This is a genomic window from Flavobacterium sp. (assembly GCF_035195345.1).
In the GTDB taxonomy this organism is placed as follows: Bacteria; Bacteroidota; Bacteroidia; order Flavobacteriales; family Flavobacteriaceae; genus Flavobacterium.
The window spans coordinates 122134-142552 of the sequence record NZ_CP136574.1; the positions used below are offsets into that span (position 1 = coordinate 122134).

At 33.1% G+C, this 20419-nt stretch carries 16 protein-coding genes and 2 pseudogenes; 3 read left to right on the plus strand and 15 right to left on the minus strand.

Going from position 1 to position 20419, the window contains the following annotated elements; genetic code table 11:
* Positions 1 to 383: 383 nt before the first annotated feature.
* A complete protein-coding gene (locus tag RSE15_RS00480; RefSeq protein WP_324069036.1) occupies positions 384 to 590 on the plus strand; it encodes an exonuclease/endonuclease/phosphatase family protein in 207 nt (68 codons plus the stop codon).
* 88 nt (positions 591 to 678) lie between these two features.
* Here the strand turns inward: RSE15_RS00480 and RSE15_RS00485 are convergent, their stop codons facing one another.
* Both RSE15_RS00485 and RSE15_RS00490 read right to left on the minus strand, forming a co-directional pair.
* The gene (locus RSE15_RS00485; RefSeq protein ID WP_324069037.1) at positions 679 to 1077 is read right to left on the minus strand and encodes a DUF2452 domain-containing protein; all 399 of its coding nucleotides are present in this window, start codon (positions 1075 to 1077) and stop codon (positions 679 to 681) included.
* A 4-nt stretch (positions 1078 to 1081) separates the two neighbouring features.
* Positions 1082 to 1315 (minus strand): TIGR03643 family protein, encoded by a 234-nt coding sequence (locus RSE15_RS00490; protein WP_324070382.1) that lies wholly within the window; start codon positions 1313 to 1315, stop codon positions 1082 to 1084.
* A 207-nt stretch (positions 1316 to 1522) separates the two neighbouring features.
* Here RSE15_RS00490 and RSE15_RS00495 point away from each other — a divergent pair, with 207 nt between their 5' ends.
* Positions 1523 to 3016, plus strand: a complete 1494-nt coding sequence (locus RSE15_RS00495; protein ID WP_324069038.1) for a hypothetical protein — start codon at positions 1523 to 1525, stop codon at positions 3014 to 3016.
* 237 nt (positions 3017 to 3253) lie between these two features.
* Here the strand turns inward: RSE15_RS00495 and ribB are convergent, their stop codons facing one another.
* From ribB to RSE15_RS00555, 12 genes and pseudogenes are all read right to left on the minus strand, one after another.
* Positions 3254 to 4387, minus strand: a complete 1134-nt coding sequence (ribB, locus tag RSE15_RS00500; protein ID WP_324069039.1) for a 3,4-dihydroxy-2-butanone-4-phosphate synthase — start codon at positions 4385 to 4387, stop codon at positions 3254 to 3256.
* A 600-nt stretch (positions 4388 to 4987) separates the two neighbouring features.
* Positions 4988 to 6418 (minus strand): annotated as a pseudogene (locus RSE15_RS00505) (LptF/LptG family permease); the annotation flags it as partial.
* A gap of 10 nt (positions 6419 to 6428) precedes the next feature.
* A complete protein-coding gene (locus tag RSE15_RS00510) occupies positions 6429 to 7094 on the minus strand; it encodes an outer membrane lipoprotein periplasmic chaperone LolA1 (RefSeq protein ID WP_416380761.1) in 666 nt (221 codons plus the stop codon).
* Positions 7081 to 9597, minus strand: coding sequence for a DNA translocase FtsK (locus RSE15_RS00515; RefSeq protein ID WP_324069041.1), 2517 nt, complete (start codon positions 9595 to 9597; stop codon positions 7081 to 7083). The genes RSE15_RS00510 and RSE15_RS00515 overlap by 14 nt, the downstream gene beginning before the upstream one ends.
* A gap of 33 nt (positions 9598 to 9630) precedes the next feature.
* On the minus strand, positions 9631 to 10005 hold the full coding sequence (locus RSE15_RS00520; protein WP_324069042.1) for a diacylglycerol kinase: 375 nt from the start codon (positions 10003 to 10005) through the stop codon (positions 9631 to 9633).
* A gap of 154 nt (positions 10006 to 10159) precedes the next feature.
* Complete coding sequence (tpx, locus tag RSE15_RS00525) at positions 10160 to 10657, minus strand: thiol peroxidase (protein ID WP_324069043.1); 498 nt, start codon at positions 10655 to 10657, stop codon at positions 10160 to 10162.
* Positions 10658 to 10731: 74 nt separating this feature from the next.
* Positions 10732 to 11370: an alpha/beta hydrolase gene (locus RSE15_RS00530; RefSeq protein ID WP_324069044.1), complete on the minus strand. Its 639-nt coding sequence runs from the start codon at positions 11368 to 11370 to the stop codon at positions 10732 to 10734.
* 34 nt (positions 11371 to 11404) lie between these two features.
* Positions 11405 to 11728 carry a hypothetical protein gene (locus tag RSE15_RS00535; RefSeq protein ID WP_324069045.1) on the minus strand — a complete coding sequence of 108 codons (324 nt, stop codon included), beginning with the start codon at positions 11726 to 11728 and terminating at the stop codon, positions 11405 to 11407.
* Between the two features lie 18 nt (positions 11729 to 11746).
* Positions 11747 to 13009, minus strand: coding sequence for a dihydroorotase (locus tag RSE15_RS00540; protein WP_324069046.1), 1263 nt, complete (start codon positions 13007 to 13009; stop codon positions 11747 to 11749).
* A complete protein-coding gene (locus RSE15_RS00545; RefSeq protein WP_324069047.1) occupies positions 13006 to 14874 on the minus strand; it encodes a vWA domain-containing protein in 1869 nt (622 codons plus the stop codon). The genes RSE15_RS00540 and RSE15_RS00545 overlap by 4 nt, the downstream gene beginning before the upstream one ends.
* A 233-nt stretch (positions 14875 to 15107) precedes the next feature.
* Positions 15108 to 15397: pseudogene (locus RSE15_RS00550) on the minus strand (GIY-YIG nuclease family protein).
* A 203-nt stretch (positions 15398 to 15600) separates the two neighbouring features.
* Positions 15601 to 16947: a DEAD/DEAH box helicase gene (locus RSE15_RS00555; RefSeq protein WP_324069048.1), complete on the minus strand. Its 1347-nt coding sequence runs from the start codon at positions 16945 to 16947 to the stop codon at positions 15601 to 15603.
* Positions 16948 to 17101: 154 nt separating this feature from the next.
* On the opposite strand from RSE15_RS00555, the gene RSE15_RS00560 reads away from it, so the two are divergent.
* Positions 17102 to 18922, plus strand: a complete 1821-nt coding sequence (locus RSE15_RS00560) for a hypothetical protein (RefSeq protein ID WP_324069049.1) — start codon at positions 17102 to 17104, stop codon at positions 18920 to 18922.
* Positions 18923 to 18956: 34 nt separating this feature from the next.
* Here the strand turns inward: RSE15_RS00560 and hemN are convergent, their stop codons facing one another.
* Positions 18957 to 20321: an oxygen-independent coproporphyrinogen III oxidase gene (hemN, locus tag RSE15_RS00565; RefSeq protein WP_324069050.1), complete on the minus strand. Its 1365-nt coding sequence runs from the start codon at positions 20319 to 20321 to the stop codon at positions 18957 to 18959.
* Between the last annotated feature and the right edge of the window lie 98 nt (positions 20322 to 20419).

Sequence of the window (20419 nt, forward strand, 5' to 3'; positions counted from 1 at the left end):
ATGAAATAAGTTAAAAATGAAAAAAAAATATTTTACTTCTATTCATCTTTGTATTTACATCATTTACTAGTTTAGAATCTGATGTTTATATCTGCGTTTCTAAAGGTGCTAAAAGTTATCATTTTACGAAAACTTGTAAAGGTTTAAGTAATTGTAAGCATACAATTAAAAAAGTAACTTTAAATGAAGCTAAAGGAATGGGACTAACTCTATGTGGTTGGGAAGATTAGTGCTATGAAAAACGACTGTTTTTTTTAATACTCTTTTCTACCGCTTTATTTTCCCAAGTAAAACTTCTTTCTTGAAATGTAGAGAATTTAGGAAGTTCTAAGTCACAATCTGATTTATTATACTTAGTTAATATTCTAAAGGATTATGATGTTGTGGCTTTGCAAGAAGTTGTAGCAGGATCCGGAGGTTCACAAGCACTAGCAAAGTTAGCAGAGGCTTTAAATAGAATGGGTTTTAAATGGGATTATGTTGTTAGTGACCCAACAAGCAGTAGTGCGTATAAAACGGAACGCTATGCTTTTTTATGGAAAACCAGTAAGGTTAAAAAAATAGGAGAGGCTTGGTTAGAGAATAAATAACATTTTGAAAATAACAGAGAGCCTTATTGTTTTACGTTTTAAAATAAAGGCCTGCATTTATCTAGTGTACTTCCTGTTATTGGTTCCTTTATCCAATAAATATCCATTTTTTATCACTGTTGAGTCTGAAGGAGCCCAGGTGTTCTCTTGCACATTCTGTGGGTGCAATTAGCGATAAAAAGTTAAGACCATCGGTGCCACGGTACAGGTGGTATATTTCTCCAATAACAGGTTCAAATGAGAATTTGGCATTGTAAACCAATTCATTGTATTCAAACTCTTTCATTAAATTTTCATATTGTATTTTGAGCTCGTTGAATTTGTTTTCAAATTCTTTGTTGACACTTCTAATGCCTCTGCTCTTAAAGGCAGCTACATCTTCAATTTGAATTACGGGTGCGCCCACATTGGTAGCATAGGTCATTAATTTGGCATTGTAGCCTTCTGTTTCAGAATACACCACATTGTCTGGTTTTTTTGCTTCCATGAATTTACCTTTTAGAAATTTTATTGTTGGAGATGTTGCGTTGTCTTGTGCATTTAAATCGGTCAATGTCTGCATTGCGTTTAGCGCTGTGCTTGGTTTTGCAATTTTCTACTCGTGTGCGCCACAATTTGTAACTGCTCCATTTGAGTTCCTTTTTCATCAAGGCTTTTACGTCGGCTTCCGCCAATCCAAATTGGAAAGTAATCGCATCAAAAGGGGTTCGGTCTTCCCATGCCATTTCAATAATGCGATCAATTTGACTTTCGGTTAGCGCTTCGTTGGTATTGGGTGGGCTTATGGGTTTCACTTTGTTTATCTTTTTAAATAAATTATTAAACAAAAGTAAGTAAAATTTTGGATATAAAAAATGTTTTTTTTGGGTGAGAGGTGAGGGGTTAGATTTGATATTTTTTTTGTAGTTTAGCTTAAAATTATTAAAAAAAATATGAAAAAATTAATTCTACTCTTCAGTATTTCTATCGTTTTTGTAATGAATTCTTGGTCTCAGACATCCAATTTGGTTGTGTTTTCAGAGGATTTGAATCCATTTTATTTGGTTGTTAATGGGATTAAGCAAAATGCGACACCTGAAACTAATGTTAAAGTTACCAACATAAAAACACCTGATAATGCATTGATGGTGATTTTTCAGGATAAGGCATTGGGTACGGTAAAACAGAATTTTTACTTTCCAGAAATGGGTGTTGAAGCTACAACCAAAATAACGAAAACTTCAAAAGGATATAAATTGCGCTATTTTGGAGAAGTGCCTATAGAAGAGGCTATTCCTAGTGCTAATCAATACGCTACAAGCTTTCAAAATGTAGATGCCGAAACGCCATCAGCACCTATTGAGGAAGTAGTTCCTGTAGCACCATCTACTGCAATTACTTCAACACCAAAAGAACTAATTGCAACTCCAGCTCCTAAGAGTACTAATGGTTCTTCTAGTGTATCTTCTGGAGCGGTTACAATGAATTACAAATGGGTAGCTGGAAAAAAATATACTTTTGTTGCCAATCAAAACGATCAGGTGACTACTTCTGTATTGGGTATGCAAATGAAAGACAAGTTTAAAGGTACTACTAAATTCTTAATGGCGATTACTAATGTTGATGCCAAAGGAACTGCATCTGGTACTTTGTACTTACTAGATTATAAAGTGGTGGATTCTAAAGGTAGGGTTTTGGCATCGTTAGTTAATTTGCCAGCAACTGCTATTAAAAGTGATTTTAAAGTTGATGCCAAAGGAAATTTTACGTTTTTGAAAAGGTTAACATTAGTTACTACAGCTCAAGGGAATGTGCTTGTATATTCTAAAGCTAACGACTCTTCATTGCATGTAGGTGGCGAAGCAGGCGATGTTAGCGTTGATGCTTATGCCGAATTTGATACTAAAACAGGTGCGATTAAAGCAGGATATTCTATTAAAGCAACGCAACCCGTTAAACAAATTAAAATTAAAGTAGATGAGAATACGGATCTTGTTGATGTATTGCCTTATGATTATTTGGAGCTGTTGGTTTTACCAGAAGGAACAGTAAGTCAAGGTGATAGGTCACAATCTACCGTGAGTATTTATACCATTGCTATTTTGGCAAAAAATATTAGTAATGGTGTAGCACAACTGAATTATAAAATGGAGTCGGATAAATCCAAAAGTACGTTTGGGTCGTCTACTACCATTCAATCTGAGAATTCTTCGATGTCTATGGAAATGCCAAATATGAATCAAATGATGAGCGACTTGAGTCCAGAAGAACAGCAAGGTATTGCTTTAACTAATCAAATGATGCCTTCAATTAGTATGGATTTAGACAGTTTTTTTGATTGCAATTTAGGAATGTTTTCTTTAGTGAAAGGGGTTATGAATACTAGCATCAATACTATGGGAATGAAAATTAATGTGGTGTCCGATTTGGAAATGAAGAGGTTATAGAGTTACGGTTTTCTCTTTTAAAAGTGGTTTTCTTCATCGCACAAAGTGTCTGGCTTTAGTTAGTATATTACTACTTCGGAGTAATTATAGTTGAGGGGGAATGGTTAATGTTAATTAATGAAGGTTGAATTTAAGCTTTATTATTCTATTACAAAAGATATTTATACTATGGGAAATACAAATACAAAAACGCTCAAGATTATCTTGAGCGTTTTTGTATAAAATGTTTTACTTTTTTTAGTAATTTATATATTCCATAATTTCTAAACCGTAGCCAATCATTCCAACACGTTTGGTAGGAGCAGAGCCGTTAGAAAGTAATTTGATTTTTGTGATGTCTAGGTCGTGTAATATTTGTGCGCCAATTCCAAAATCTTTAGCATCCATTTTAATTTGAGGCGCTTTCATTTCGCCAGCGCTTTGTAATACTTTTAATTCAGCGATACGATCTAGTAACTCTAATGATTTTACTTCTTGGTTAATAAAAATGATAGCACCTTTTTCCGCTTCATTAATTTTTCTGAAGATATCTTCAAGCTTTTTGTCGTTATCGTTGGTTAAAGTACCTAATATATCGTTGTTTACTTGGGTGGTATTAATTCTTGTAACTACGGTATCGCCAGCATTCCAAGTTCCTTTTGTTAATGCAATGTGAACTTGTTTGTTGGTAGTTTGTAAATAGGCACGCATTCTGAAGGTTCCAAAACGCGTTTCAATATCAAAATCTTCTTTCTTTTGAATTAAACTGTCGTGTTGCATTCTATAAGCCACTAAGTCTTCGATAGAAACTAGTTTTAAGTCAAACTTTTTAGCTACTTCTACCAATTCCGGTAAACGTGCCATGGTTCCGTCTTCGTTCATGATTTCAACAATCACACCAGCTGGTTTAAAACCTGCTAAACGTGCAAAGTCGATAGCTGCTTCAGTGTGTCCTGTTCTTCTTAATACACCGCCTTGTTTGGCAATTAATGGGAATATATGTCCTGGACGTGCTAAATCGTATGGTTTTGTTTCTGTATCAATTAAAGCTTGTATGGTTAATGCGCGGTCAGAAGCTGATATTCCTGTACTTACACCTTTCCCTTTTAAATCGACAGAAACTGTAAAAGCAGTTTCCATGTGGTCTGTATTGTTACGCACCATAGCATGAAGCTCAAGTTCTTTACAACGCGATTCGGTTAAAGGAGCACAAATAAGTCCTCTACCGTGAGTTGCCATAAAGTTTATCATTTCGGGTGTTACTTTTTCAGCCGCAGCTAAAAAGTCACCTTCGTTTTCTCTGTCTTCATCGTCTACTACTATGATTACTTTCCCTTGACGGATGTCTTCAATAGCTTCTTCTATAGTGTTTAGTTGTATGTTCTTTGACATGGTGTTAGTTGTTGTTGTAGGTTATTCTGTATATTCGGCTACTGCCTCTTTTAATTGTATTTTGTTATATAAATAGATAAAAATAAAAAATGGGAATCCTAAAAAGAAAGCCAAATAAATGTTTGTAAAATTATCCCGATTTGTAATGGCTTTGATTTCTTGTAAACTCTCTGACGATTTATGTATGGTGGTATACATTAGAACTAAATTAACTAAACCAACAACCATCAGGATAACATTTCCTGAAGTTGATAAAGTAGCAAATACAATTGATAAAAGACTAAAAGTTAAGGCTAAGCCACTTTGTTTTTGATATAAAGTATAGTAGTAGTTTAATTTTAAATAATCGCCGTTGTATAAACTATTTGTTTGTAATAATTCTTCTTGATGAACGCCTCGATTTTCTAATATTTTTAGTGCTTTTAAACGGTAATCGGTAGTATACCCAAATTGATCTGAATTTTTTACAATTCCTTTGATTACATTGGTTTCCATTGCGTTTAACGATGTATATTCTTCGTTAGATAAGTCAATACTTAAGCTGTCTAATGAAACAATTTGGCGTTTGAATTGCATTTCGATTGTTTCTTTATCTTCTTTTTTAGAAAACAATTTTATAAGAGGTTCTGTTAACCAATCAAAGTTAATAGACATTCCAATATCATTAGTTGCGCGATACGTTAGTAGCACTGCAAAAGGAGTCATTATTATTGAGGCCATCCAAGCACCTAAAAAGGGAGGAATGGAATCTTCTTGTGCAATTTTTCTACCAAAAGTATTGATGAAATGGAACGAAATAAAAATTAACATCGCAAAAACGATTGGTAAACCTAGTCCACCTTTTCTGATGATTGCACCCAGTGGAGCACCGATGAAAAACATTAATAAGCAGGAGTAAGCAATTACAAATTTTTCATGTATGGCTAACCAGTGATTGTTGATGTTTTTCGATTTAATTTCTAAATCTATTTTATTGCTTTGTATGCTAAATTCACTACTAGTAGTATTGCTTTTGGCTGTTTCCAAAATTTGTTTACGTTCCATTTCGTTAAAAATAGACAGTAATTCTTTTGGAACTTCTTTTTTAGGTAATGTGTCTTTAGCTGTGGTGGAATTGTTTTTTCTTCTGAAAATATTTTCCGTACGCATAATGATATTTTCGGCATAAGAAATTACGTCTTTGTTGTAATTTTTTTGCAACGAATCTATGGTATATTTTAATTCAGGAACCGTCAGCATTTTTTCTGATGTAATATTTCCATCGTCTATTTCTGCTTGGTTTAACTTGGTTAAATCAATGTTTATTACATATTTTTTAAAACTACTTTTTGTAAATGGAAGTCGCTTGCGTTCTTCAAATTTTTTAGGATGCAGGTCTTCGTAGTAATAGCCATCGTATAATTCTAATTGTAAGTAATTGGAATCGTCTTCACTAGTTAATATACCGGTTTTGGCTTTAATTACGGTATTAGCACCCAATCCCATACTGTTGTTTTTTACATGCATGGTAATGCCTTCTAAAAACTCACCATTTTCACCCGATTTTTTTTCTACTTTGATGTTTGATGTACCAATGGTATTAAATTGTCCTTCTGCAATTGCCATAGCTGGTTTTTGCTGTACAATCGTTTTTCTAAGGTTGATGAATTTGTATTGAGCGTCTGGAATTACGTTGTTGGCAAAAAAGAAAGATACAAAGGCCAAAATTCCAATTGTAATGGTAAGCATTTTCATGGCGCGTTGCAACGAAATTCCAGAGGATTTCATAGCCGCAAACTCATAGTTTTCTGCAAAACTACCAAAGGTCATAATAGCCGCTAATAATACCGAAAGTGGTAAAACTAAAGGAACGATGGTTGGTGCATAGAACGAAAGGAATTTAATAATAGTAAAGAAGTCCAAATCTTTACCCGCTAATTCAGCAATGAAGAGCCAAATTCCTTGTAAAACGAATATAAAAAACAAGATTACAAATACCGTAGTAAATGTAATCATGAAAGATTTAATAATGTATTTATCTAATATTTTCACCCGAACCGAATTAGTCTAATTTATTGATGTAATAATTAGGATATTTTGATTTGGTAAAGGTAAAATGATTTTTCGATAATGGCTGATTTGTTTTAAAAGAATTAACAGTTAAAGTTGTTTTTGTCCCATTTTTGCCTACTTCAATAATCGTGTAGATGTGTTTGGTTTGTACATCAATTCCAATTAAGATTTCTTTTCGTTGGTCTTTGTTGCTAATAGGGGTTAATTTTATGAATTGAATTTTTCGTCCTTTTAGATTCTGAGGAATGTCCCAAGCGTATTTATAGCCTGAATTAAAGAATGTCAACATTTTATTTGGAGTGATGGCATTATCGTCTTTCGCATCAAAATTAGCAATAGTAACTTCTTCATCTTCAGGAACAATAGTATATACTTTTTTTCCATCAAAAATTTTGCTTACTCCCATGAAATTTAGGTTGTATAAATTTCCTTGAAGTGTAACGTTTCCTTTACTTTCTTGGTTTATGTTCTCTTTTGGATTGTTTAAAGAGTATTTAAAGTCAATCACAATGTTATTATACGATTTTACTTTGTCAGATACTTCGTCTAATAATTCTTTTGCTTTTTTAGCATCTTGTGCTTGTAATGAAAAACCAATAAGTAATGCGATTGCAACTTGTAAAAAACGTGTCATTTGGATATTAATTTTGTTCATTGTTTAAAAAATGTTCCAGAGCAACTAAATCAGGAATTAAAACGGAACGGGCTTTACTTCCTTCAAATGGTCCTACAATACCAGCGGCTTCTAATTGATCAATTAAGCGGCCAGCTCTGTTGTAACCTAGTTTCAATTTTCTTTGAATTAGCGAAGCACTTCCTTGTTGTGCAGTTACGATAACTTCAGCAGCATCTCTAAACAAAGAATCTCTTTCGGAGATATCTATATCAAGTTTTATGCCACTATCTTCTCCCACATATTCTGGAAGTAAGTAAGCTTCGGGATATGCTTTTTGCGAACCGATGAAATCACAAATTTTATCTACTTCAGGCGTGTCAACAAAAGCACATTGCACTCTGACGATTTCGTTACCTTGTGTGTAAAGTAAATCACCTCGTCCAATTAACTGATCAGCACCACCTGAATCTAAAATGGTTCTTGAATCAATTTTAGAGGTTACTCTAAACGCAATACGCGCAGGGAAGTTGGCCTTAATCATTCCTGTAATTACGTTTACTGACGGACGTTGCGTGGCAATAATCAAATGAATACCAATAGCACGGGCTAATTGTGCCAAACGCGCAATAGGTGTTTCCACTTCTTTACCAGCGGTCATAATTAAATCGGCAAACTCGTCGACCACTAATACGATGTAAGGTAAAAAACGGTGTCCGTTTTCAGGATTTAATTTTCGGTTTTTGAATTTTTCGTTGTATTCTTTAATGTTACGTACCATGGCATCTTTTAATAAAGAATAACGGTTGTCCATTTCAATACACAACGAGTTTAAGGTATTGATAACCTTAGTATTATCTGTAATAATAGCATCGCCACCATCAGGTAGTTTAGCTAAATAATGGCGTTCAATTTTATTGAAAAGGGTTAATTCAACCTTTTTCGGATCCACCAGAACGAATTTCACTTCGGCTGGATGTTTTTTGTAAAGTAGGGAAGTCAATACAGCATTTAATCCTACCGATTTTCCTTGTCCTGTAGCACCTGCCATCAGTAAGTGAGGCATTTTAGCTAAATCTACTACAAATGTTTCATTCGAAATGGTTTTCCCTAAAGCAATAGGTAATTCCATTTCAGCGGTTTGGAATTTAGGTGAAGAAATAACACTCTTCATGGAAACCATAGTTGGATTGTTGTTTGGTACTTCAATACCTATAGTTCCTTTTCCAGGAATAGGTGCGATAATACGGATTCCTAATGCGGCTAACGATAACGCAATATCGTCTTCTAAGTTTTTAATTTTGGAGATACGAATTCCTGCTTCTGGGACAATTTCGTATAAAGTAACCGTAGGACCTACTGTTGCTTTTATTTGCGAAATACCGATGCTGTAATTTTTTAAGGTATCTACAATTTTATTTTTATTTTCTTCTAATTCTGCTTGATTGATTGTAATACCACCGGAAGAATATTCTTTTAGTAAGTCAATCGAAGGAAATTGGTAGTGCGATAATTCTAATGTCGGGTCAAATAGCCCAAAATCTTGCACCAATTTAGCGGCTAAATTTTCTTCAACCAATTCTTCTTCTTCCACTTTTTCAATAACAAAAGCATCTTCATTTACAAAATCTTCTTTGGGAATGCTTCGGTCTTCGATAGAAAAGTTAGTTATTTCTGGTGTTTCTACTTTTGGCTTAGGATCTAAATTTAATTCCGATGCTGAAGCAATTGTTGGTTTTAGAGCTTCTTTATCAATTTCAAAAGAAGAAGGGTAGGTTTTTAATTCGAAATTGCCCATTTCTTCTTCGTCTTCCGTTAAAACGAAGTCTTCTTTAGCGTTGTAAGGAGTAGTTAAAGGTAAATCAGTATTGATCTCCTCCTCATCTTCTTCAGTATCTTCTTTCAGAGGAACAGGAATTACAGCTGCGCTAATGTCTTCGTTAAATGCTGTTTGTGGCTTTTCAAAAACTTTGGTGAAGCTATCTGGTGATATTTTAATTTTAAAAATTAAGAAAATTAGAATACCAAATAGCAGTACTAAAAGGGTTCCTGTTTTTCCGATATAATCTTGAATGTATAGATTCATTTCATACCCAACAGTTCCTCCAAGTTGCGGAATATAGTCCCAGAAAAAGCCTAAGATTACAGAAACGAAAATGATTAAATAAAAGTCCCAAAAAAAACTTTTATTAAGTTTAGATATCGGTATGTCTAACACACCATAAGCGCCCAGTAAAAATAATATTCTAACAAATATAAACGAGGCTACTCCAAATCCTTTGTACAAAAAGAAGTCGGCCAAGTAAGCTCCAAATTTACCCAACCAGTTTTCAGCTTTAGCATCTCTGTTCATTAATTGAGTTACCAAATCTTGGTCGTTATTACCTGTAATGAAATACGAAATAAAAGAAAGTAATAAGGCTAATGAAAAGAAAATTAGCGAAATACCTAAAATAAATTTCTGCTGACGACTTAAACGCCAAGAGAATTTTTCTTTGGTTTCAGTAGGGTTATTAACGGAGTCTTTGCTTGTTTTTTTTGCCATGTAAAAGTAACAATTTTTACAAAAGTAGCTAAATTAAAACAAATACGGAAAATAAATAATACATCCGATTGCAATTGCAGTTAAAGCTGCAAAAAATACAGCACCAGCGGCAATATCTTTAATAAAACCAATGCGTTCGTGAAAATCTGGGTGAATAAAATCGGCAATTTTTTCTACTGCAGTATTTAAGCCTTCGATTCCTAAAACTAAGCCAAATACAAGAATTTGCATCATCCATTCATATCGGTTAATGCCTACATAAAATCCAGCAAATGTCATGAGCACCGCCAAAGACGATTGCACCATAACACTGTGCTCTGTTGTTATTAATTTGAATGCTCCTTTAAGGGCATACACCATACTTTTTAATCGGCCTGTAAAAAGGGTTTCGTCTTTTTCGAATTTCATTTACTATGTTTTAATTTTTTTTTTTGATTGTATAAGGCAATCAAAATAAGAATTTTGTCATGCTGAACACGTTTTAGAATTACTTTATGGATTCTAAAACTTCTTTGAAAGAAGCTGAAACGGGTTCAGCCTGACAAATCTAGTTTATAATCAATTATAATACAGCCAAAGCTGCTTCATAATTTGGTTCGTTTGCAATTTCGCTAACTTGTTCGGTATGAAGAATTGTTCCGTTTTCATCTAAAACAATTACTACACGCGAATGTAAACCTGCTAAAGGACCATCGGTAATTTCTAAACCAAAGTTTTTACCAAAGCTACCTTCTTTAAAATCAGAAAGATTGATTACGTTTTCTATACCTTCAGCACCACAAAAACGTTTTTGAGCAAAAGGTAAATCTCTTGAAATACATAAAACTTTTGTGTTTTCTAACGTACTTGCGTTTTCGTTAAATTTTCTAACCGAAGTTGCACAAGTTCCCGTATCAATGCTTGGAAAAATATTTAAAACCACTCTTGAACCAGCAAAATCAGCTAAGGTTGCTGTTCCTAAATCGGTTTTAACTAAATTAAAATCGGTTGCTTTTGAACCTACTTTTGGCAATTCGCCATTTGTGTGAATTGGATTTCCTCCTAGTGTAATTGATGCCATACCTTTGTTTTATTTAAAGTACAAAAGTAAAGAATAATTAGTTAAAGAAACACTTATATTTTGCTTAAGATTACTTAGCGTAATAACCAATTCTTAAAATCAAAGAAATTTTGAGGTGCTACACCATGTCCAATAGGATATTCATGATAAGCTACTTTCAAACCTAAATTTTCTAACGCAGGTTTTGCTTTTCGAGCCCAGTCAACTGGGATTACTTGGTCAACCGTACCATGGGAAACAAAGAATTTCAAATGTGAAATGGCTTTGGTATCAATAACTTCTGGTAAGATGTCTTGATTGAAATAACCGCTTAATGCAACCACTTTTGCTATTTTTTCAGGATAGGTTAGGGCAGTAGCATAACTTAAAATGGCACCTTGACTAAAGCCTATTAAAGTTACATTTTTAGTGTCGATAGGATATTGTTTAACAATCTCTTCAATAAAACTAGCAATTAGCGCTACTGATTCTTTGGCTTGTTCGTTATCAGAAAATTTATTTTCGTCTGCGTCAAAATGAATGGCATACCAAGCATGACCATACGGTTGTAAATCATAAGGCGCACGAACCGATATCACGTAACTATCGTTTGGTAATTCAGGAGCAAAAGAAAATAAATCTTCTTCGTTACTGCCATAGCCATGTAGTAATATTAATACTGGATTTTTTTCGTGTATAATTTTAGGTTCTTGAATTAGATAGTGTAAGTTCATTTAAAAAAGGTTAAAAGTTTGGGTGTTTAAAAGTTTAAAAGGATTTGAATACTTTTTGGAAGAGTTCTCCTAAAAAAGGAACCATTTTTGTCTCATTATTTAAACACGTTATAAATCCATAAACCCATAAAATAAAAATAAAAATCCAAAAAGAAGCTGAAACCATCCAATTATCAAAATACCCTATTGGATATCCTAATAAAAAGAAGGTCAAGAAAATACCTAATGCTTGTCGAATATGAAAACTAGCAAATTCATTACGGTTTTCTTCTTGGTTCATAAATATTGCAATTACCGAACCTATAATGGTTAAATAGCTTACAATTGCCGTTTGCTTGCCTTTTTCTATTTCGTTCATATTCTAAAAAATTATCAATTATTCATTATCAATTATCAGTTGTCCATTGTTGTAAATTCCGATGGCTTTTCCTTTCATTTTTTGTCCTAAGAAAGCTGAATTTTTTGATTTAGATTGGATGTTTTCTTTTCCAAAAATCCATTCGTTAGCTGTTGTAAAGAGTGAAATATCGGCTTTGTTTCCAATAATAATTGAAGGGTTATTAACATTGAAAACCAGTTTATTAGCAACTAATTTATTAACTATTACTTCAAGTGGTAAAATTGTTTGTAAAACTCCAAAAGAACTTTCTAATCCGATGGTTCCATCTTTGGCTAAATCGAATTCTAATTTTTTATGTTCGATGTCTAATGGATTATGATCGGATGTGATACAATCTATTGTTCCGTCTAATACTGCTTCTACTAAAGCTTTACGAGTAGCTTCTTCGCGTAATGGAGGCAATACTTTGTATCTCGAATCAAATTCCAATAAAATCTCGTCGTTTAAGACTAAATTGTGAACGGCAACGCTACAAGTAACTTGTAATCCTTTTGCTTTGGCTTCTTTGATTAATTGGATACTTCCTTGAGTAGAAACTGTTGGAATGTGTAATTTTCCACCGGTATATTCTAATAAAAATAAGTTACGTGCGACTTGCAATTCTTCTGCTAAAGCTGGAATTCCTTTCATGCCTAGTTTTGTACTTACTATGCCTTCATTAGCAATTCCAATTCCTTTTAACGTGCTGTCTTGACAAAATGCGATCACCATTCCGTCGAAATCTTGTACATATTGTAAGGCTATTTTTTGTAAATTGGCATTTTGTAATGCTTTCTTGTAATCACCAAACGCAATGGCTCCAGCGTTTTTCATGTCGAATAATTCGGCTAAATCGGTTCCTTCGCTTCCTTTGGTTAAAGCTCCGATTGGATATAATGTTGTCGCTTGGTTTTTAGCTCTGTCCAATACAAATCGTACTTGCGCTTGATTATCAATGGTTGGGTTTGAGTTCGGTTGTAAGGCTACCGCTGTAAATCCGCTTTTAGCTGCAACTTTTAAACCGTTTTCTATGGTTTCACGGTCTTCATAGCCTGGTTCTCCAAACGAAACCGAGCTATCCATCCAACCTTGTGAAATATGTAAATTAGGAACAGTCACTACTTCAAAACCAGAAGTAGTTGCGATTTCTTTTTCTATTTGCGTTATCGTTCCGTTTTCAATTTTGATGTCCATAGTTTGGTTATGAAACGGACTTGAAGCGTCGATGATTTTGGCTTGTTTTAGAATAACTTGCGTCATTTTACAAATTTTTGGATTAGTAGTTCTGTGAGTAATAATAGTAGTGTTGCAATAATAAACCATTTCCAAATTTCATTGCTCGTGCGTTCGGAAGCAATGTCGTTTAGAACAGTGGTTATGTTGTTTACTTTCGTGAAATTTTCAAAATTGGAAGTTGTAACTTGTGTTAAGTCACTTTCGGTTCTTGGATAGTTGAAACTGATTTTCTTTAGCGAATTATTTGCTTTGATGACATCAAAATTTCCAGCTTCTTCAGGATAATCGCCAAAAGACAGTTTACATTTGGTATTCAAAATTTGTTGCATCGGAATGAAACTGTATCCTTCTTTTTGAATCGAAACTACTTCGTCTTTAGCTAAAATCGTTTCTAAAATCAGGTTTTCGTTTTCTCCGATGGTGTAAGCGTTAATTCCCGTTTTGCCTTGATTTTGTCCCATATTATAAAAGGTGGGAACTATCAATGGCGCATTTTGGAAGTTACTATTTTGTTTGTTTATAGGTGCCGAAAATGCATAAAAAGTTCCTAAGCGATTGGTGGTTGAACCCACAAAAACTGCGTTGTCTTCGTATTGCAAAATATTCGTAATTCCTGATAGACCAAAGCTTTCTTTTACATTTGGATATTGAAAATTAGTCACTTTTTTCTCAAATACAGTTTGAAATAGCGGATGGCTAAAGTTGATTTTCGTGATTTGTTTTGTTGAAGCGGAAAGTTGGGTATAATTCAATCCACCGAAGTTTTTTGCAAAAGCATTTAATTGACTTGGAGTATTTTTTGCATTCGGAATCAAAACAATATTACCGCCTTTTTCATAAAATGATTTTAAAGTTGTTCCCAAAGCAACAGGCAAATCTTCCAATTCATTCAACACAATTGCCTCTTGATTTTCGATTTGATTGTAATCTAAAGTCGCTAATTCGGTGCTTTTAAAATTGAATTCATCAGTTGTAAAAATGCGACTTAAAAAGTTGTTTTTATCAGAATTTCCAATGGCGATTATATTCGCTTTCTCCGGTTTTGAAATGCTTAAGAAGTAATCGTTGTCATAGCTTAAACTATTATCTTCAATACTAATGATTCCGTGGAAATCGTTTTTAGGAATGGTGATTAAAATTTCCGTTTTCTGATTTTCAAATTTCGCCATAGTTTTGGCTACCGCTTTATTATTACTAAACACGGAAAGAGGTACTTCGTTTTCGGTTTCTCCAAAGGCTTGTAGCGTGATTTTCAATTCATAAAATTGGTCTAACACTTGAGAAATTACTACTTTATCAATACTGATGTTGGTTTTGTTTTGCGCTTCGGGATGGATGAAATAGACTATATTATTTTCTACCAAATCCGATGCTTTTTTGCTTTCGGATTGAACGGCATCAGTGATGATAACGTAGTCTTTTTTCGTATTTTTCTTTTTGGTTTCGACTTGATTGATCAAGTAATCCAACTGAAATGGCATTGCCGAATACTTTAAATTTTGCAATTCTTTTTGAATCGATTTGATATCCGTATCCCAAAACACTTCGGAATTGGTAAGCAATGAAAATTGTTGGTTTTCGGGTAATTCTTCTAACAATTCTTGAATGCTTCGTTTCAGTAATTCACCTTTGGTGCCTTTAGCTTGCATAGAAAAAGAATTATCTAACAAGATAATTAACTCGTTTCCTTTGTTGGTATTGTCTTTGGCATCAAAAAAAGGTTGGGCAAATGCTAAAATTAAACAAGTTAACAATAACAAACGTGTCGCTAACAACAACCATTTCTTGATTTTAGAACTTTTTCGGGTTTGAATTTGAAGTTCTTTCAGCAGTTTTACGTTGGTAAAATATTCTTTTTTAAAGCGACGTAATTGAAATAAATGTACCAATATTGGTATAACCAACAGCAAAAGAAAATAGAGGATTTCGGGATGTTTAAATTGCATTTACGATTAGAATTTGTCAAAACTACGAAATTCAATTTAGAATTTAGAATTTAGAATTCAGAAAATGCTGTGAAGATTTATGGAAACTTAATTCCACCTTCGTCACTTCGACTGTTTTGTATTTGTAAAGCCAAAGATTTACAAATGCAAAATGTATCGAGAACTAATGAAAACTATTATTTTTCAAACCTTTTCTTTGCAAGATTTGGAAGTTCATCATAGTCACTATTTATTAAAGCTTCTTTTTTTACTCTTGACCATTTTTTAATTTGTTTTTCTTTATCTATTGCGAATCTAATATCGGTAAATTCAGCATAAAAGACTAATTCTACTGGTCTTTTTGAAGCAGTGTAACAATCTGGATAAAAAGCTGATGTTGGTACATACGTTGTATTAAATTACTTGTTACTCCTGTATAGTAAGAATCATCAGCACATTTTAGTATATAGACGTATGAGATTTGCATCTTGTAAAAATAGAAAAGATTTCAGTTGTTCTCGATACAATTTTATATTTCAAAAACTTGGGTTTTTAAAATATAAAATCACTCGAAGTGACGGTGGTTTTATATCGTTTTTTAAGTTCTCGATATAATTTAAAAAAAAAAAACAATATTTTTTCTTTTTAAAATCACTCGAAGTGACGAAGATTGAATTTCTAGTTTTGATACTATTTTTTCTTTCTCTTCTCGTCTCTTTTACGTTCGATGTTTCTATTTCTTGATTCGGTTTTGCGGGGTTTACGTTTTCCTGGGCCGCCAAGGTTTACTTTGGCATTTTTATCTTTTTTCTTGTGAAAAGCTTCGCCCCCTTCTTTTTTAGGGGTTTTCAACAAGAATTTCATTTTTTTCTTTTCCTTTTCGAAGTCTAAATAGCGTTCTTCGATTTTTAAATCTTCGGGAAGTGGAAATTCTTTAATCTCGGTATTCATTAACAATTCAACCTCAATTTTACTTTCTACTTCACTTGGCGAAACCAAACTGATGGCAATACCGGTTTTATCGGCACGACCCGTTCTACCAATACGGTGCATGTATTTTTCTGGTTCGTCTGTGAATTGTAAATTGATGACGTGTGTGATATCCGAAATATCTAAACCACGCGCCATAATATCGGTTGTAACCAAGCCTCTTAATTCGCCTGCTTGAAAAGAAGCCATCGTATTTAAACGGTAATTTTGCGATTTATTGGAGTGAATTACTCCAAATTGCTCTGAAAATTCTTCGTCTAAGGTTTCAAAAACCAAATCAACAATACGTTTGTTGTTGACAAAAATCAACACACGTTCCATGGTTTCGGTTTCGCGAACCAAATGTTTTAACATATTTAATTTGGTCAAAAAGTTTGGAACTTGATATACGATTTGTTCAATTTGTTCTAACGGCGTTCCGCTTTGTGCTAAAGAAACTTCTACGGGAAATTCGAAATATTCGTCTAACATTGCATCTACTTCTTCAGTCATAGTAGCCGAGAATAAGATGTTTTGTTTTTTGCCACGCATCATGGATAAAATGGATGTCAATTGTGCACGGAATCCTAAGTTTAAGATTTCATCAAATTCGTCAATGACTAATTTTTGTAATTCGTCGAAACGCAATACACCATCTAAACCTAAATCCATTACACGACCCGGTGTTCCTACTAAAATATCTACACCTTGTGCTAGTGCTTTTCTTTGGGTATTGATGTTGACACCTCCATAAATTCCAAGCGTTCGTACACTCATGTATTTAGTCAATTTCTCAACTTCTTCTGCAACTTGTACTACTAATTCACGCGTTGGAACTAAAATAACAATTCTGGCTGATTCGTTATTTTGAAACTTCCATTGCTTAAGGATAGGTAATAAATAAGCAAAGGTTTTCCCTGTACCTGTTTGTGCAATTCCCATCATGTCTCTTCCTGAAAGAATAACTGCATGCGATTTTTCTTGAATAGGTGTAGCGTGAACAAAACCTAATTCGTCTAATGCTTTTTGTAGTGATTTTGGTAAATCGAATTCTTGGAACGTCTTCATAATGTAAATAAAATTGTTTGCAAAGGTACATAAACTTTTTGGATTGAATTTTGATAGTGAATTCTAAAATAAAGAGTATTTTTATAACATATTAGGTCAATTATATAACAAATTTTTAATTTTATAGAACTATTTTTGTTGGGTGAAAAAAAGAATGCTATTCATATTTGTTTTTATCTTTTGTTTAAGTTCTTTGGGAGTACAAGCTCAGGAAATTATTCAAGAGAAGGATAGTGTTTCAATATATAAGGATATTAATGATTTTTCGAGAAGGAGTAAATTTTCGCGCTTTATTTATAAGTTGCTTTTTAGAGAATCGGCATTAAAAGTTGAAAATATAATTCCTGTTCCCACAAAAAAGCATGAAAATGGGGTTGGAGAACATCAGGAAGGTAAAATTATTCGAAATATCACCATTGAAACGTTGGATCCGTTTGGTTTTTCTGTTTCAAATGTGAAAAAGAAACCTAAGCGCAAGTTAGAAAATTTTGGAAATGCCGTTCATATCAAGACAAAAGAGATTACCATTCGCAATATTATGCTCTTTAAAAAATATGATAAGTTAGACTCAAAACTATTACAAGAATCGGAACGTTTAATAAGAAGTCAACGTTATGTTCGTGAAGTTGATATTGTTGCGATAGATATTCCTAATAGTGTTGATTCTGTAGATGTTACAATTCGAGCTTTAGATTCTTGGACTTTAATTCCTACGGGTAGTTTATCTTCAAATGAAAGCAGTGTTAAAATAACCGAGCGAAATATTTTAGGTTTTGGACATTTAATAAGTGGCAATATTAAAAATCGATTTAATACAAATGAAAGTGCTGTTTATGGACAATATTCTATCAATAACATTAAAAATACTTATATTAAATTGGATTTGGATTATGCTAATGAATATAATAATGATAGTAGAAGAAGTATAAACATTAATCGACCATTTTACTCTGTTATTGCTAAAAATGCGGGCGGTGTTTTTTTTGAAAACCGTATGCAAACCGAACAATTTCCAGTGGATGATTTGCTTAATCCGCAAGTTATTTCATATGATTTGCAGGAATATTGGTATGGAAGAGCTTTTAAGATTAACTCTAAATCTAATCCTAATCGTTATTTTAATAATTTGGTTTTGGCACTAACCTACAATCAGAAAAATTTTGGACGTCAACCCGATGTTGTTTTAGACCCAAGTTTATATTTTTCAAAAGAGAAAAATTGGGTGGGAATGATTGGTTTTTCAAAACAAAAATTCTATCAAGATACCTTTTTATTCAATTTTGAAATTGAGGAGGATATTCCGTATGGAGAAAATATTGCATTGATTATTGGGCACCAAGAAAAGAACAGCACTTCAAGAATGTATTCAGGTATTAGTGTTTCGTATGGTAAAAAATTTAAAATGGGTTACTTTAGTGGAGTTGCCGAGTGGGGAAGTTTCTATAATTCGGGTTCAACTGAGCAAACTACTTTTAAATTAGGATTAAATTATTTTAGTCCGCTTTTGCATGTTGGAAGTTGGCGATTCAGACAGTTTATTAAACCAACTTTTATTTGTGGAAATAATCGTGACGCTTCTTTTAAAGATCGTTTAAATCTATTAGAAAGTGATGGTTTGCCAGGGTTTAATAGTCGTTTAAATGGTGTTCAAAAATGGAGTGTTTCTTTTCAAACGCAATCGTATATTCCTGGAAGTTGGTATGGTTTCCGCTTTAGCCCTTATTTTAATGCAACATTAGGTTCTATTGCTGGTGAAAATGCGTTACTTTCAAGTAAAGTATATTCAAAATTTAGTATTGGAGCCTTAATCAATAATGATTTTTTAATTTTCAATAGTTTTCAAATTTCATTTTCATATTATCCCACCATTCCGTTCGAAGGCGACAACATCATGAAAATCAACTCCTTTGAAAATAATAATTTGACTTTATACGATTTTCAGTTGTCTAAGCCAGCTTATATACGTTATGAATAGTTTCTATATTTTAGGTTTCAGGTTTCAAGTTTCATTATATTGTCATTGAAAACAGCTTGGTTTCTGGTGCATTTCTAATAAGACGTAAATCAAAAGCCATGCAAATATTTCGAACAAAAGGCTTCCCTTTTTCGGTTACTGTAATGGTATCGTTTTGAATGGTAAGTAAACCATCTTCTCGCATTTCTTCTAAACTATTTAGCACTGTTGAAAGTTCTGGAAAATCTAAGCTGTTGTCTTTCCATGAAGTAGTGAATTGACACATTAAATTCAAAATATGTTTTCTAATAATTAAATCTTCAGGAGTAAGTAAATGTCCTCTAAAAATAGGCAATTGATTTTCTTCTAAATGGGTATAATAATCTTCTAATGTTTTTTCGTTTTGTGCAAAACTGTACCAACTATCACTTATAGAAGAAACACCTAATCCAATCATCAGTTGTGTTTTAGATGCGGTGTAGCCCATGAAATTACGATGTAACTTACCTTCATTGAAAGAAGTATATAAGCTGTCTTTATCTAACGCAAAATGATCCATTCCAATTTCGTGGTAACCATTTTGAGCTAATTGTTTTTTACCTTCTTCATACAACATACGTTTTTCATCATCTTTAGGTAAATCTTCGTCATTAAAACCGCGTTGACCATTGCCTTTAATCCATGGCACATGGGCATAACTATAAAATGCTAATCGGTCAGGAAATAATGATTTTGTTTTATCAATAGTGTCTTTAACTTCTGTAATTGTTTGAAAGGGAAGACCAAATATTAAGTCGTGCCCAATTGATGTATATCCAATTTCTTTTGCCCAAAACGTAACTTTTGCCACATTATGGAAAGGTTGAATGCGATGTATGGCTTCTTGAACTGTTGTTGAATAATCTTGCACGCCAAAACTAACTCTTCTAAATCCTAAGTCGTATAGCGATTGTAAATGTTTTTTGGTTGTATTGTTTGGGTGACCTTCAAAACTAAATTCGTGTTCTGGAGCAATTGTTGCAAATTGGAGAATACCATTTATAAGTCGCTCTAAATTTTCTGGAGAAAAAAAGGTTGGCGTTCCACCTCCTAAATGAATTTCTCGAATTATAGGTTTTCTTGGAAATAAATCACAATACAATTTCCATTCTTTAATGACTGCCGTAATATAAGGGTCTTCAACTTCATGACGTTTAGTGATTCTTTTATTACAACCACAAAATGTACACAAACTTTCACAAAAAGGTAGGTGAATGTACAAACTTATTCCTTCCGTATGATTTGTTTCTTTGAACGATTGTAATAAAGTTCGTTTCCAATCTTCTAAATGGAATTTTTCTTCCTCCCAGTAAGGAACTGTTGGGTAACTGGTATAACGGGGTCCGGGTACATTGTATTTTTGGACTATAGAGACTGACATAATTATAGAATTTTAGCACAATACAAACTTACTTTGATTGAAAATAATAAAAAATGATATTTATCATGTTAGACTTATGTAACAATTATTACATATAA